This is a genomic window from Streptomyces sp. NPDC059564, from assembly GCF_042735575.1.
Taxonomy (GTDB): domain Bacteria; phylum Actinomycetota; class Actinomycetes; order Streptomycetales; family Streptomycetaceae; genus Streptomyces.
Map to the genome: position 1 here is coordinate 49,602 of NZ_JBHWBP010000001.1, position 13,486 is coordinate 63,087.

The following is a 13,486-nucleotide window of genomic DNA, read 5'->3' on the forward strand; positions in this document are numbered from 1 at the left end:
TGTTTCACGTGAAACACGGCTGGCGCGTGTCGTTTCACGTGAAACGTGGGCGATGTTTCACGTGAAACGTCAGCGGGTGGCTCCCGCGACCAGCCACCGGCCCGAGCGGGCCCGGAGCTGAAGGGTGACCATCCGGACCAGCATCATCAGGGTCATGGCCCACCAGAGGGTGGTCAGACCACCGCCGAGGGCCGGGACGAGCAGGGCGACCGGTACGAAGACGGCGAGGGTCACGAGCATGGCCCGGGCCAGGTAGGGGCCGTCACCGGCGCCCATGAGCACTCCGTCCAGGACGAAGACGATCCCGCAGACCGGCTGGGCCAGGGCCACGACGAGCAGGGCGGGCAGCAGGGCGTTCTCGACGGCCGGGTCACTGGTGAAGAGCGGGATGAACACCGGGCGGGCCAGCGTGACCAGCAGGCCGAGGACGAGGCCCGCGGCGATGCCCCACTGGACCATGCGGCGGCAGACGGCCCTCGCGCCTTCGGTGTCCCCGGCGCCGAGGTAGCGGCCGATGATGGCCTGGCCGGCGATCGCGATGGCGTCCAGGGCGAAGGCGAGCAGGCTCCACAAGGACAGCACGATCTGGTGGGCGGCGATGTCGGCGTCCCCCAGCCGGGCGGCCACGGCGGTCGCGATCATCAGGATGGCGCGCAGGGACAGGGTGCGGACCAGCAGCGGCACGCCCGCCTGGGCGCAGGCCCGTATGCCGGTCGGGTCCGGCCGCAGGGAGGCGTGGTGGCGCCGGGCTCCGCGGACGACCACGACGAGGTACGCGGCGGCCATGGCGCACTGGGCGATGACCGTGCCCCAGGCGGAGCCGGCGATGCCGAGGCCCGCGCCGTAGACCAGGGTCACGTTCAGGGCGCCGTTGAGGGCGAAGCCGCCGATGGCCACGTAGAGCGGTGTCCGGGTGTCCTGGAGGCCGCGTATGACGCCGGTGGCTGCGAGCACCATGAGCATGGCCGGGATGCCGAGCGCGGAGATCCGCAGATACGTCACCGCGTACGGGGCGACGGTGTCCGAGGTGCCGAAGAGGGAGACCAGCCAGGGCGCGGCGGGCAGGACCACGGTGACGACGGCCGCGCCGAGCAGCAGGGCGAGCCAGATGCCGTCCATCCCCTGCCGGATGGCGGCCTGGAGGTCGCCCGCGCCGACCTGTCGGGCGACGGCCGCGGTGGTGGCGTAGGCGAGGAAGACGAAGACGCTGACGGCGGTGGTGAGCAGGGCGGCGGCGATGCCGAGGCCGGCCAGCTGGGGGGTGCCCAGGTGTCCCACGATGGCGCTGTCGGCCATCACGAAGAGGGGCTCTGCGACGAGGGCGCCGAAGGCGGGGACGGCGAGCGTGAGTATCTCGCGGTCGTGCCGTTTCGGGGCAGCCTTCGCGGCGGTGGGGGCCTGGGTCATCTGCACAATCTAATCTTCCACAGGTAATAGACGCAAGGGTCAATGGATCCTTACGGTGGTGCTGACTTGGGAGTTCTCCGCACCCCGTTGGAGGCGATCTTGAGACAGTGGCCAATATTTTTCTTCCCCACAGCCTGCGGAAGAAGAAATCGCAGGTCAGCGAGGCGCGGGGGTGGGGTTGGTGATTTTGTCCACAGCGCCGTCCCCCGGTCCGTGCACAGCTTCGGGCGAGTTACCCACAGCATTGGGTCCGTCGTCCACATCTCATCCACACAGCCTGTGGATAACAAGATTGGCTGACGTCGCCGACGGCTCTACCGTTGTGCGTTGCCCGACGCGCCGAGAGCCGATTCGGGTGCCCCTAATGTCAGAGCCGTGTCGTAGAAAGAGTGACACGGCGAGGTCCGCGTTGCGGACGGGAGGAGGCGGCCCGGTGAGCATGCCCGAGCCCATGGACGACCCCTGGGCCGACAGCGGTCCCAGTGACCGTCTGCCCGCCCGTTCGCGCCGTGGCGGCGAAGGCCGCGGCCGCGGGGACGAACAGCACGACCGGGGCCGCGAGGGCGGCTCCTGGGACGGCGGAGGAGGCGGCTTCGAGCGCGTCCCCCCGCAGGACCTCGATGCCGAGCAGTCGGTGCTCGGCGGCATGCTGCTGTCCAAGGACGCGATCGCGGACGTGGTCGAGGTCCTCAAGGGCCACGACTTCTACCGGCCCTCGCACGAGACGATCTACCAGGCCATCCTCGACCTGTACGCCAAGGGCGAGCCGGCCGACCCCATCACGGTCGGCGCGGAGCTCACCCGGCGCGGCGAGATCAGCAAGGTGGGCGGGGCCTCGTACCTGCACACCCTGGTGCAGTCCGTGCCCACGGCGGCGAACGCCGAGTACTACGCGGAGATCGTCCACGAGCGCGCCGTCCTGCGCCGCCTGGTCGCGGCCGGCACGAAGATCACGCAGATGGCATACGCGGCGGACGGCGACGTCGACGAGATCGTCAACAGTGCCCAGGCCGAGATCTACGCCGTCACCGAGCAGCGGACCTCCGAGGACTACCTCCCGCTCGGCGACATCATGGAGGGCGCGCTCGACGAGATCGAGGCCATCGGATCGCGCTCCGGGCAGATGTCCGGCGTGCCCACCGGGTTCACGGACCTCGATTCCCTCACCAACGGCCTGCACCCGGGCCAGATGATCGTCATCGCGGCCCGTCCCGCCATGGGCAAGTCGACGCTCGCGCTGGACTTCGCCCGCGCCTGCTCGATCAAGAGCAACCTGCCCAGCGTCATCTTCTCCCTCGAAATGGGCCGCAACGAGATCGCGATGCGCCTGCTCTCGGCGGAGGCCCGGGTGGCGCTGCACCACATGCGCTCGGGCACCATGACGGACGACGACTGGACCCGGCTCGCCCGCCGGATGCCCGACGTCTCGGCCGCCCCGCTGTACATCGACGACTCCCCCAACCTGTCGATGATGGAGATCCGCGCCAAGTGCCGTCGGCTCAAGCAGCGCAACGACCTCTCGCTCGTCGTCATCGACTACCTCCAGCTGATGCAGTCGGGCGGCTCGCGCCGGCCCGAGAGCCGTCAGCAGGAGGTCTCGGACATGTCCCGAAACCTCAAGCTCCTCGCCAAGGAGCTGGAGGTGCCGGTGATCGCGCTGTCCCAGCTGAACCGTGGTCCCGAGCAGCGCACCGACAAGAAGCCGATGGTCTCCGACCTGCGTGAGTCCGGCTCGATCGAGCAGGACGCCGACATGGTGATCCTGCTGCACCGCGAGGACGCCTACGAGAAGGAGTCCCCCCGCGCCGGCGAGGCGGACCTGATCGTGGCCAAGCACCGTAACGGTCCGACGGCCACCATCACCGTGGCTTTCCAGGGCCATTATTCGCGGTTCGTGGACATGGCCAACACGTAGCATCCGATCATGGACGCCCTTTCTGAAGATCTTGAACTGCTCCCTTCCACCCGGCGTGCGCTGCGGCACCGGATCGCCGTCGCGCAGAGCGAGGGGCGGACCCCGTCGTTGGTGGCGGCCGTTTTGCGCGGCGGGGAGGTGGTGTGGGAGGGCTCCATGACCTCCGTCCCGGGCCACGGGCCGGACGGGAACGTCCAGTACCGGATCGGCTCGATCACCAAGACCTTCACGGCCGTTCTGGTGATGCGGCTGAGGGACGAGGGCCTGCTGGACCTGTCGGACCCGCTGGGCCGGCACCTGCCCGGGACCGGCGCCGACGAGGTGACCGTTGCCCAACTGCTCGCCCACACGGGCGGACTGGCGGCTGAGACGCCCGGGCAGTGGTGGGAGCGCTCGTCCGCCGAACTGCGGCCGGGGCTGGCCGAGGTGCTCGGTGAGGAACCCTTCAAGCACGCGCCGGGACGCGTCCACCACTACTCCAACCCCGGCTACACGCTGTTGGGTTCGCTCGTCGAGGCGCTGCGCGGGAAGCCGTGGGAAGAGGTGCTGAGGGCCGAGGTGCTGGAGCCGCTGGGGCTGGACCGGACGAGCGGCGAGCCGCGCGCCCCGCACGCCGGCGGCTGGGCGGTGCATCCCTGGGCGGACCTGATGATGCCGGAGCCCTCGGAGGACCTCGGGGTGATGGCCGCAGCCGGGCAGCTGTGGTCCACGACCGGGGACCTGGCGAGGTTCGCGGCCTTCCTGCTGAGGGGCGACGAGCGGGTGCTGAGCGCCGAGAGCGTACGGGAGATGCGTGCCGCGGCCGCCCCCGCCGCCCCCGCCGCCCCCGGCGAGGGCGGCTACGGGCTGGGCCTCCAGCTGAGCGTCTGCGACGGGCGCCGGCTCGTCGGCCACGGCGGCTCCCTGCCGGGATTCGTCGCGGGACTGTGGCTGAGCGAGGACGAGGACCTGGCGGCCGTCGTCCTGTCGAACTGCACCTCGGGGGTGCCCGCTTCGACGGTGGCCACGGACCTGATCGGGATCGTCGCGGAGGCCGAGCCCCGGTTCCCCGAGCCCTGGCGGCCGTTCCGGGAGGCCGACCGGGTGCCGCTGGAGCTGAGCGGAATCTGGTACTGGGGCACCGCGGCGCACGTGCTGCGGCTGCGGGCGGACGGCTCGCTGGAGCTGGGCCCGGTCGGCGTGAGCGGCCGCGCGGCCCGCTTCCGCGCCGAACCGGACGGCAGCTGGACGGGCCTGACGGGGTATTTCGCGGGGGAGACCCTGCGCGCCGTACGCCGTGACGACGGTACGCCGGGCCACCTCGACCTCGGGTCGTTCGTGTTCACTCGGGAGCCCTATGACCCCGAGGCCCCGGTGCCCGGCGGGGTGGACCCGCAGGGCTGGCGGGGCATCGGCTGACGGCCGTGCTCAGGCGGTGAGTTCGCGCTCCAAAGGGGTGCGGAACCGCGGGGTGATGCGGGCGTCGCCGACCCAGTCGGCGAGCCGGGCGGCCTCGGCCGTGATCGCTGCCGCGGCCTCCCGGCCGGGGTCGGCCAGCAACCGCCACACGACCTCCCCGCCCGGGCGCTGCGCCCAGCCGCCGACGATCTCGCCGTTCCACCACACCGTCGGGCCGATGTTGCCCGCGTAGTCGAACAGGGCGGGCCGGTGGGCGGGGTCGAGGTGGAAGCTGCGGTCGGCCCAGCCCATGCTGCTGGGGTCCAGCCCCGGCAGCAGGGCGGCCCAGGGTTCCGGTGCGGGTTCCGCGACGGTGTCACCGGGGGAGACGAGCGCCGTGCCCCCGTCCTCGAGCCGGACCTCGTCGGGGCCCACGGCGGCCAGTGCCTTGCGCACCTCGGTGAGCGTCCAGCCGGTCCACCACTTGAGGTCGGCCTCGGTGGCCGGTCCGTAGGCGCGCAGCCAGCGGCGGGCGATCTCGGCGCGGGCTTCCGGGACCGGTACGGCGGGCCAGGGCCGCGTGTGCACCCAGCGGAACTGGCTGGAGGTCCACGAACCGCGCGGGCGGTCCCGGCGGATCCTGCCGTCGGCGGCCAGCAGGCGGATCACCCGCGTGGCGACCCCGGTCTGCGCCTCGTACTTCTTGCCCCGGCCGACGGTGATCTTCTGCCGGAGGGCGGGGACGGCCGCGGAGAGCTGGCTGCCCGTCGAGGGCCCGGCGGCGTCGAGGGCGTCGAGGGCGGCGGCTTCGGCACTGGCCAGCCAGTCGGCATCGAGGCCCTGGCCGTCCTCGTCGAGGTGTTTGAGGAGGCTCCGGCGTTCCTTGGCGGCGATGCCCCGGGCGGTGGACGAGTCCACGTAGGGCGCGAGTTCGCTGGACACGGCGAAGAGGGTGTTGCGCATGCTGAGCAGGCGGACGAGGCTGACGTCCTCGTACAGGGCCTGCTCGATCGCGGGCGGTCCGCCTTCGGTGAGGCGGGCCCGGGCCGAGAGGTAGACGGTGGCGGCGTCGGTGGCGTGGAGGGCGACGACGGCGTCCGCCGCCTCGGCGACGGTGGCGGCGCGGGCCGACGGAGCGAGGCGGTGGCGCCGGGCCAGCCGGTTGCGGCGCTCGGCGGCGGTGACGAGGGGAAGGCTGCGGCTCATCCTCCGGATCGTAGGCCGGGCCACCGACAGCGGCCCGGCCTACGCCGGTCGCGGTCAGAGCTGGAGCTTGAACCCCACGTGGGAGGCGGTGAATCCGAGCCGCTCGTAGAAGCGGTGGGCGTCGGTACGCGTCACGTCCGAGGTGAGCTGGACCAGCTGGCAGTTCTCCAGCCGGGACCGCTCGATGGCCCATTCGACGAACCGGGTGCCCAGCCCGCTGCCGCGTTCTTCGGCGTGGACCCGTACGCCTTCGATGAGGGAGCGGGTGGCTCCCTTGCGGGAGAGGCCGGGCACGATCGTGAGCTGGAGGGTGCCCACCACCCGCTCACCGCGGACGGCGACGACGACGTGCTGGTGCGGGTCGTCGGTCAGCCGCTTGAGGGCGGCGACGTACGGGGCCAGGTCGTCCGGGGATTCCCGGGTGGCGCCCAGCGGATCGTCGGCGAGCAGGGCGACGATCGCGGGCAGATCCGCCTCGGTGGCGGGCCGGATGGCGAGTTCCGGGGCTTCGGTCATGGGAGGGCCTTTCTGGTGTTCAGCCCGCGGCGACGGTGAGCGGTGCCCACCGGCGGGACCAGTCGCCGGGAAGGCCGGGGATGTCGCGGGTCATCACGGCGTTGAAGGCCAGGGACTCCAGCCCTCGGGCCTTGAGCCACGCGAGGAGTTCCTCGTGGCGCACGTCGACGTCCGTGCGCAGGGGCCGGTCGGTGGTGGCCGCCAGGGCGGTCACCAGGGCCTGGGCCGTTGCGGTGTCACGGGCGATCAGCGGGCCGACGACATGGGTGTTCATGTTGGGCCAGAGGGCGGCGTAGCCGATGAGGTCGCCGGAGCCGTTCTCGGCGACGAGCACCTTGTCCGCGAAGGCCGGCAGCCGCGTGATCATGTGGGTCCGGTCGGTGCCGAACACCTCCGTGTCCAGGCGGACGATCCGTGGGAGGTCCTCGCCCGTGGCCGGCCGTACGGGGACGGCCGCGTCGCCGCCGGGCTCGGGGCGGAAGGGGCCGCGGACCATCTCCGCGCGGCCCGTGGTGTCGAAGCCGAGCTCCTCGTAGAGCGGGCGGCCGTACGGGGTGGCGTGCAGGGTGAGCGGGATACCGGCGAGGACGTCGTCGCAGACGTGCGCCATCAGGCGGCGCCCGAGACCCTGGCGGGCGTACCGGTCGGCGACCAGCACCATCCCGATGGCGGCGAGGTCCGGTTTGACGGGGCTGTCCCCGTACCGGGTGACGACACAGGCCGCGGCGAGTCCCTTGCCGTCGGGGGCGTCGACGCCGTAGCCGGTTCCGGCGGCGAGGAGCAGCCCCCACTTGTGGTCCTCACGGGGCCAGCCACGGTCCTCGGAGAGGTCGGCGCAGGATCGGAGGTCGTCCGGGTTCAGCGTGCGGATGGGCAGATCGGTGAGCGGTGATGGTGTCACTGGCCCAGAGTGGATCATCGGCTCGGGGAGAGTCCAGAGGATTCGGAAGGTCGGGCGGAGCGATGTTTCACGTGAAACGGCGATGTTTCACGTGAAACACAGAGCTAGGCTCGGCAGCTATGACGCTGCTGCACCTCTTTGATCTCGACGGGACGCTGATGTACGGGTCGGCCGCACCGGTCGAGATCTCCCGGCAGCTCGGGAAGGCATCGGAGATCGCGGAGCTGGAACGGGCCTTCGGTGCCCGGGAGATCGGCCCGCACGAGTTCTCGGTGGCGGCGCACGGGCTGTGGGCGGACCTGACGCCCGCGCACGTCCGCGCGGCCTTCGACGGGTCGCCCTGGCTGTCGGGGATCCGGGAGGTCTGGCAGGAGATCCGGGAGCGCGGTGACTACTGCGCGGTGATCTCGCTGTCGCCCTCCTTCTTCGTCGAGCTGCTGCTGGAGTGGGGCGCGCACGCCGCTCACGGATCCGTTTTCCCGGAAGTGCCGTTCACCCGCCCCGTGGAGGTGGCGGGCATCCTGACCCCCGAGGCCAAGGTGGACGTCGCGGACCTGCTGTGCGAGCGGTTCGGGGTGACCCGGGGCGACTGCGTCGCGTACGGGGATTCCATGACCGACGCGGTCCTCTTCGAGGTGGTGTCGCGCTCGGTGGCGGTGAACGCGCGGCCCTACCTGGCAGCTCGGGCGACGCATGTCTACGAGGGCCGTGACCTGCGCGAGGCGTACCAGCTCCTCGGCGCGGCACGTCCGGGAGCCGAGGCATCTTAAGGGGGAGGAGAGTGGGAAACGCGGCTTTTCCCCATTCCCCCGCCGCGCTCTCGACGGACTGGCACGCTGTGAAACCCGGAACCACGGATTCGAGGCCGTGGCGCGTGCAGACCCGACCGAGATGCTCGAAGCGAGGCACCGCATGGACGCTCCGCCCACCAGATCGGCAAGACCGACGGGCCGGATACCTTCCGGGGGCGGTGCGATCGAGCCTTCCCCGGATGCCGTGCTCATCCGCCGGACCCTCGCGGAGATCGCACCCGTAGCCAACAAGGTGACCTCGTACTTCTACGCCCTGGTGTTCACGGGACACCCCGAGGTCCGCGAGATGTTCCCGGCGGCCATGGACACCCAGCGCGACCGGCTGCTGAAGGCACTGCTCACCGCGGCCGAGCACATCGACGACCCGGCCGTACTGACCCCTTACCTACGGGGGCTCGGCACCGGCCACCGCAAGTACGGCACCATGGCCGGGCACTACCCGGTGGTGGGAGAGGCCCTGATCGGGGCACTGGCCCGGTACGCGGAACACACCTGGGGACCGGAGGCCGAGGCGGCGTGGGTACGCGCCTACACCGCCATCTCCCAGATCATGATCGACGCCGCCGCCGAGGAAGAGGCCACCCCGGCCTGGTGGCACGCGGAGGTGGTCTCCCACGATCTGCGCACCTCGGACATCGCGGTGCTGACGGTCCGCCCCGACCAGCCCTACCCCTTCCTCGCCGGCCAGTACACGAGCCTGGAGACCCCGTGGTGGCCACGGGTGTGGAGGCACTACTCCTTCGCCTCGGCGCCGCGCGCCGACGGGCTGCTGTCCTTCCACGTCAAAGCCGTCCCGGCGGGCTGGGTCTCCAACGCCCTGGTACGGCACGCCCAGCCGGGCGACGTCCTGCGGCTGGGGCCGCCGGCCGGGTCGATGGTGGTGGACCACAGCACCGACAACGGGATGCTGTGCCTGGGCGGGGGAACCGGAATCGCCCCGATCAAGGCACTGATCGAGGACGTGGCCGAGCACGGCGAGCGGCGGCCGATGGAGGTCTTCTTCGGGGCGCGCAGCGACCACGACCTCTACGACAAGGACACCCTGCTGGGGCTGCAGCGCTCCCACCCGTGGCTGTCGGTGCGCCCGGTGATCGGCGAGGGGCTGGCGGGCCAGCTGCCGCAGGCGGTCGGCGAACACGGGCCGTGGAGCTCGTACGACGCCTTCATCTCGGGGCCGCCCGCGATGATCCGCAGCGGCGTGGACGCGCTCAAGCGGATCGGCATCCCCGGGGAGCGCATCCGCTACGACGCGGTCGAGGGGCTGGCGGGCGTGGCCGGCTGAGACCGGTGCGGGCCCGCCCGCTCCCCGGCACGTTCAGCCCAGGTCGGGGGCGTGCATGGCGCGTACCCCCTCGATGTTGCCGTCGAGGTAGTGGCGCAGCGAGAGCGGCACCAGGTGGACCGCGGCGATGCCGACCCGGCTGAAGGGCACGCGGACGATCTCGTACTCGCCCTCGGGCTCGTCGATCTCGGGACCGTGGCGCTGGCCGAGGTCCATCGACTCCAGGTGGCAGACGAAGAAGTGCTGCACCTTCACGCCGGTCACCCCGCCGGAGGCGATGTGTTCGACGGTGTCGACGAAGCAGGGCACCACGTCGGTGATCTTGGCGCCGAGTTCCTCGTGGAGTTCTCTGTGGAGGGCGTCGACGACGGTGGCGTCCGAGGCCTCCACTCCCCCGCCCGGCGTGAGCCAGTACGGGTCGACGCCGGGCTTGGTGCGCTTGATGAGGATCAGGTCGTCACCGTCGAGCAGGATCGCGCGGGCGGTGCGTTTGACCACAGGACGTTCGGTCATGGGAGAAGAGTGGCCCAGGACTCCGCTTCTGAAACGCGCCGCGGTCCGAAACCCGGCGGCTCACCAGTGCGCGGCGGCGCGCAGCAGGCGGTCGTGGGCGCGGGCGAGGTGCGCGAGGGCCAGGCTGCCGGTCCGTACGACGAGGAACCAGGTGCGCAGCGGCGGCAGGGCGGGCTCCAGCAGGGCGACGATCTCCCCGCGGCCGAGGGCGTCCTGGCACAGGTACCGGGGCAGGACGGCGAGTCCGGCGCCGGCCCGGACGCATTCCAGAACGGCCCGCAGATCGGGTACGACGACGGTGGCGGCGCACTCGGGTACGGAGTCGAAGACGGCGGCCCAGTAGCGGGTGATCAGCGGCAGGCTCTCGTGGACCTCGACGACCGGGATCCCGTCGAGGGCGACCGGACCCTTGTCGCGCAGTTCGGCCCGGTCGGTGAGGGCGGCCCAGTAGGGCGCCGCGACCAGGACCTGTTCCTCGTCGCAGAGGGCGTTCGCCGTGAACAGCGCGCCGCGCGGGCGGGAGGTGGTGACGATCAGGTCGTGCTGCCCGGCGGCCAGCCCGTCGAGGCTCTCCCGCGCGTCGGGCGCGAGGGCCGTGCGCAGGCTCTGCCCCTGCCCGACCAGGGGCGCGAGGGCGGGGAGCACCCGCAGGCACAGGAACTCGGGGGGACCCGCGAGGTGGAGGGTGCGCGAGGTTCCGGTGGCCTCGCGCTCGGTCTCGGCGATCCGGAGCAGGGCGTCGAGGTGCGGGGCGGCCTTGTGGGCCAGTTCGTCGCCGACCGCCGTGGGCGTGACGCCGCGTGCGCGACGGTGGAACAGGGGCCGGCCGAGCTGGCGTTCGAGGGTGCGGATCTGTGAGGTGACGGCGGGCTGGGACAGCCCGAGCAGTGCCGCGGCCCGGGTGAAGGAGCCGGCCCGGTGTACGGCGACGAAGGTGCGCAGCAGGGCCAGGTCCATGGCGGCCCCTCTCGGTGGGGGCCTTCAACTATAAATATGCCGATAGGCCCCTGTCGCTACCGTGATTGGACTCTGACGCTGAGTCAATTAGCCTTGACCACGTGGTTCTTCAGCTAGGGAACCCGGGGCGGTCCGAGCCACCAGGGGGGAGGCTCGGACCGCTTTTCCCCGCCCCGGTCAGGCCCCGGGACCTGCGCATTCAAGGGCCCGCAGGACATCCGCGACCAGGTCCCCGGGGTCCTCGGCGCCGGCGGAGAAGCGGATGAATCCCTCCGGCACGGCGTCGCCGCCCCAGCGTCCTCGACGCTCCGCGGTGGACCGTACTCCGCCGAAACTCGTGGCGTCCTCCACCAGGCGCAGGGCGGTCATGAAGCGCTCCGCGTGCGCGCGGTCCGGCAGGGTGAAGGAGACGACGGAGCCGAAGCCGCTCATCTGCCGGGCGGCCGTCTTGTGGGACGGATCCGAGGGAAGCCCCGGATAGCGCAGCCCGGTCACCTCGAGGCGGCCGGCGAGCGCCTCGGCGACGGCCAGGGCGTTGCCCCACTGGCGCTCGGCGCGCAGCTGGATGGTGGCCAGGGAACGGTGGGCGAGCCAGGCCTCCATGGGGCCCGGGATCGCGCCGACGATCTTGCGCCAGCGGCGGACGCTCGCGGCCAGCGCGGGGTCGCGGCAGACGACGTAACCGAGGAGCAGGTCGCCGTGGCCGGTGAGTCCCTTGGTGCCGCTGGCCACGGAGAAGTCCGCGCCGAGCTCCAGGGGCCGTTGCCCGAGGGGGGTCGCGAGGGTGTTGTCGACGGCGACCAGGGTGCCGCCGGCGTGCGCGGCCTCCACGAGGCGGCGTACGTCGCACACATCGAGCCCGGGGTTGGAGGGGGTCTCGATCCACAGCAGCCGGGCCCCGTCGAGCACGGTGAGCTGAGCGTCCTCGCCGGTCGGCGCGGTGCGCACGTGGATCCCGTACGCCTCGAGCTGCTCGCGGACCAGGGGGAGTGCCTGGTAGCCGTCGTCGGGCAGGACGACGGTGTCGCCGGTGCGGGCCTGGGACAGCAGGACGGCGGAGACCGCGGCCATGCCGGAGGCGAAGACGACGGTGTCCACGCCTTCCTGACCGGGTGCCTCCAGCTCCCCGATGGCGCGTTCCAGCAGGGTCCAGGTGGGGTTGGTGTCGCGGCCGTAGGTGTACGGGCCTTCCACGTCACCGGGGAGGTGGAAGTGGGCGGCGAAGACCGGTCCGGGCAGGGGCGGCTCGTTCTTGACGGGCTCGGGCAGCCCGGCGCGCACGGCGCGCGTGGCGTCCGCGTACAGGGCGGTGGGGGTGGGCCCGTCTGCGGGGTGATCGTTCACGGATGGTCTCCTTCGGGGCCGCGCGTGCCCGCTCAGTTCTTGTCGGGGAGGGCGAGGTTCAGGGCCCACGAGACGATGGAGATGATGAGCCCGCCGAGGACGGCGGTCCAGAAGCCGTCGACGTGGAAGCTGAGGTCGAACTGCTTGGCCAGCCACGAGGTCAGCATCAGCATCAGCGCGTTCACGACGAGGGTGAAAAGGCCGAGGGTGAGGACGAACAGCGGGAACGACAGCAGCTTCACCACGGGCTTGACGATCAGGTTGACCAGGCCGAAGACCAGCGCCACCAGGATCAGGGTGAGTGTGCGGCGGCCGAGGCTGCTGCCGTCGTCGAGGGTGATTCCGGAGAGCAGCCAGACGGCGACGGCCAGGGCCGCCGCGTTGGCGAGCGTCTTGACTACGAAATTCGTCATGTGTCTGATCGTGGCAGAGAAGATCCCGGTGGGACATCGTCAGATCAGCGGATCCCACGGCAGCACCGAGCAAGGGCAAGGGGCACAACACGCATGAAGGCCTTCAGGCTGGACGAGCTCGAAGCGGAGCGGGCCGCCAACGACGGCGCCTACCTCCAGTTCCTGCGCGAGCGGAACATGTCGGTCGGGCTGTACGCCCTCGAGGCCGGGCAGAGCGACCCGCAGCAGCCGCACCGTCAGGACGAGGTCTACTTCGTGGTGAGCGGGCGCGCTTCGATCACGGTCGGGGACGAGACGACGATGGTGGCCAACGGCAGCGTCGTCTACGTGCCGGCGGGTGTGCCGCACAAGTTCCACCACATCACCGAACCCTTGAAGGTGATGGTGGTCTTCTCCCCGCCGGAGGGCTGAGGGTCGGTGCCCCCGACCCCCTAGGGGGCGGATCAGGGGGTTCCGGGGGGCCGGCGGTCCCCGTGCGTCACCGTGCGCTCCTAGCATCGAAGCAAGAAGTCACGGACGAGGAAGAGGTACGGACATGGACGGCATCCGAGCGACGTTCGCGGGCACGCCCTGGTGGGTCAAGTGGGTGGCCGTTCCGCTGCTGGCGCTCTTCGTCTTCGGCGGAGTGATCATCAGCATCCTCGGCACGCTGATCTCGTTCGTCTTCAAGCTGCTGCTCTTCGTCGCCCTCGTCGGCGGTCTGATCTTCGTGGTCAAGAAGTTCACGGGCAGCGGCTCGAAGTCCTCCTCCGGCGACTGGTAGGCCGTCCCTCCACCCGGGAGCGGTACGGGGATTGACCCAGGCGGGGGAACGGTACGGGCGGAATCGCCCACACCCGGGAA

At 71.4% G+C, this 13,486-nt stretch carries 14 protein-coding genes; 6 read left to right on the forward strand and 8 right to left on the reverse strand.

Annotated features, from left to right (window positions below):
* Positions 1-69: 69 nt before the first annotated feature.
* Positions 70-1,407, reverse strand: coding sequence for an MATE family efflux transporter (locus ACFV0Q_RS00240; protein ID WP_384997998.1), 1,338 nt, complete (start codon positions 1,405-1,407; stop codon positions 70-72).
* A gap of 451 nt (positions 1,408-1,858) precedes the next feature.
* Between ACFV0Q_RS00240 and dnaB the strand changes: the two genes are divergently transcribed.
* The gene (gene dnaB / locus ACFV0Q_RS00245; RefSeq protein WP_384998263.1) at positions 1,859-3,322 is read left to right on the forward strand and encodes a replicative DNA helicase; all 1,464 of its coding nucleotides are present in this window, start codon (positions 1,859-1,861) and stop codon (positions 3,320-3,322) included.
* 9 nt (positions 3,323-3,331) lie between these two features.
* A complete protein-coding gene (locus ACFV0Q_RS00250) occupies positions 3,332-4,720 on the forward strand; it encodes a serine hydrolase domain-containing protein (RefSeq protein WP_384998001.1) in 1,389 nt (462 codons plus the stop codon).
* A 9-nt stretch (positions 4,721-4,729) separates the two neighbouring features.
* Here ACFV0Q_RS00250 and ACFV0Q_RS00255 read toward each other — a convergent pair whose 3' ends face one another.
* Genes ACFV0Q_RS00255 through ACFV0Q_RS00265 form a run of 3 tightly spaced genes read right to left on the reverse strand, consistent with a single transcriptional unit; the run spans position 4,730 to position 7,340 of the window.
* Entirely contained in the window at positions 4,730-5,905 is a 1,176-nt protein-coding gene (locus ACFV0Q_RS00255) for a winged helix DNA-binding domain-containing protein (RefSeq protein WP_384998003.1), read from the reverse strand.
* Positions 5,906-5,959: 54 nt separating this feature from the next.
* Positions 5,960-6,421, reverse strand: coding sequence for a GNAT family N-acetyltransferase (locus ACFV0Q_RS00260; RefSeq protein WP_384998006.1), 462 nt, complete (start codon positions 6,419-6,421; stop codon positions 5,960-5,962).
* A gap of 19 nt (positions 6,422-6,440) precedes the next feature.
* Positions 6,441-7,340 (reverse strand): GNAT family N-acetyltransferase, encoded by a 900-nt coding sequence (locus tag ACFV0Q_RS00265; RefSeq protein ID WP_384998009.1) that lies wholly within the window; start codon positions 7,338-7,340, stop codon positions 6,441-6,443.
* 101 nt (positions 7,341-7,441) lie between these two features.
* Here ACFV0Q_RS00265 and ACFV0Q_RS00270 point away from each other — a divergent pair, with 101 nt between their 5' ends.
* Both ACFV0Q_RS00270 and ACFV0Q_RS00275 read left to right on the forward strand, forming a co-directional pair.
* Entirely contained in the window at positions 7,442-8,092 is a 651-nt protein-coding gene (locus tag ACFV0Q_RS00270; RefSeq protein WP_384998012.1) for an HAD family hydrolase, read from the forward strand.
* On the forward strand, positions 8,016-9,416 hold the full coding sequence (locus tag ACFV0Q_RS00275; protein WP_384998015.1) for a globin domain-containing protein: 1,401 nt from the start codon (positions 8,016-8,018) through the stop codon (positions 9,414-9,416). The genes ACFV0Q_RS00270 and ACFV0Q_RS00275 overlap by 77 nt, the downstream gene beginning before the upstream one ends.
* A gap of 33 nt (positions 9,417-9,449) precedes the next feature.
* On the opposite strand, the gene ACFV0Q_RS00280 is transcribed toward ACFV0Q_RS00275, so the two are convergent.
* From ACFV0Q_RS00280 to ACFV0Q_RS00295, 4 genes are all read right to left on the reverse strand, one after another.
* A complete protein-coding gene (locus ACFV0Q_RS00280; RefSeq protein ID WP_384998018.1) occupies positions 9,450-9,929 on the reverse strand; it encodes an NUDIX domain-containing protein in 480 nt (159 codons plus the stop codon).
* Positions 9,930-9,989: 60 nt separating this feature from the next.
* A complete protein-coding gene (locus ACFV0Q_RS00285) occupies positions 9,990-10,886 on the reverse strand; it encodes a LysR family transcriptional regulator (protein WP_384998021.1) in 897 nt (298 codons plus the stop codon).
* Positions 10,887-11,063: 177 nt separating this feature from the next.
* Positions 11,064-12,230: a cystathionine gamma-lyase gene (locus ACFV0Q_RS00290; protein WP_384998024.1), complete on the reverse strand. Its 1,167-nt coding sequence runs from the start codon at positions 12,228-12,230 to the stop codon at positions 11,064-11,066.
* Between the two features lie 32 nt (positions 12,231-12,262).
* Positions 12,263-12,643, reverse strand: coding sequence for a phage holin family protein (locus ACFV0Q_RS00295; protein WP_384998027.1), 381 nt, complete (start codon positions 12,641-12,643; stop codon positions 12,263-12,265).
* Between the two features lie 93 nt (positions 12,644-12,736).
* On the opposite strand from ACFV0Q_RS00295, the gene ACFV0Q_RS00300 reads away from it, so the two are divergent.
* Both ACFV0Q_RS00300 and ACFV0Q_RS00305 read left to right on the forward strand, forming a co-directional pair.
* The gene (locus ACFV0Q_RS00300; RefSeq protein ID WP_266575599.1) at positions 12,737-13,054 is read left to right on the forward strand and encodes a cupin domain-containing protein; all 318 of its coding nucleotides are present in this window, start codon (positions 12,737-12,739) and stop codon (positions 13,052-13,054) included.
* A 124-nt stretch (positions 13,055-13,178) separates the two neighbouring features.
* Positions 13,179-13,406: a DUF5326 family protein gene (locus tag ACFV0Q_RS00305; RefSeq protein ID WP_384998030.1), complete on the forward strand. Its 228-nt coding sequence runs from the start codon at positions 13,179-13,181 to the stop codon at positions 13,404-13,406.
* Positions 13,407-13,486 lie beyond the last annotated feature (80 nt).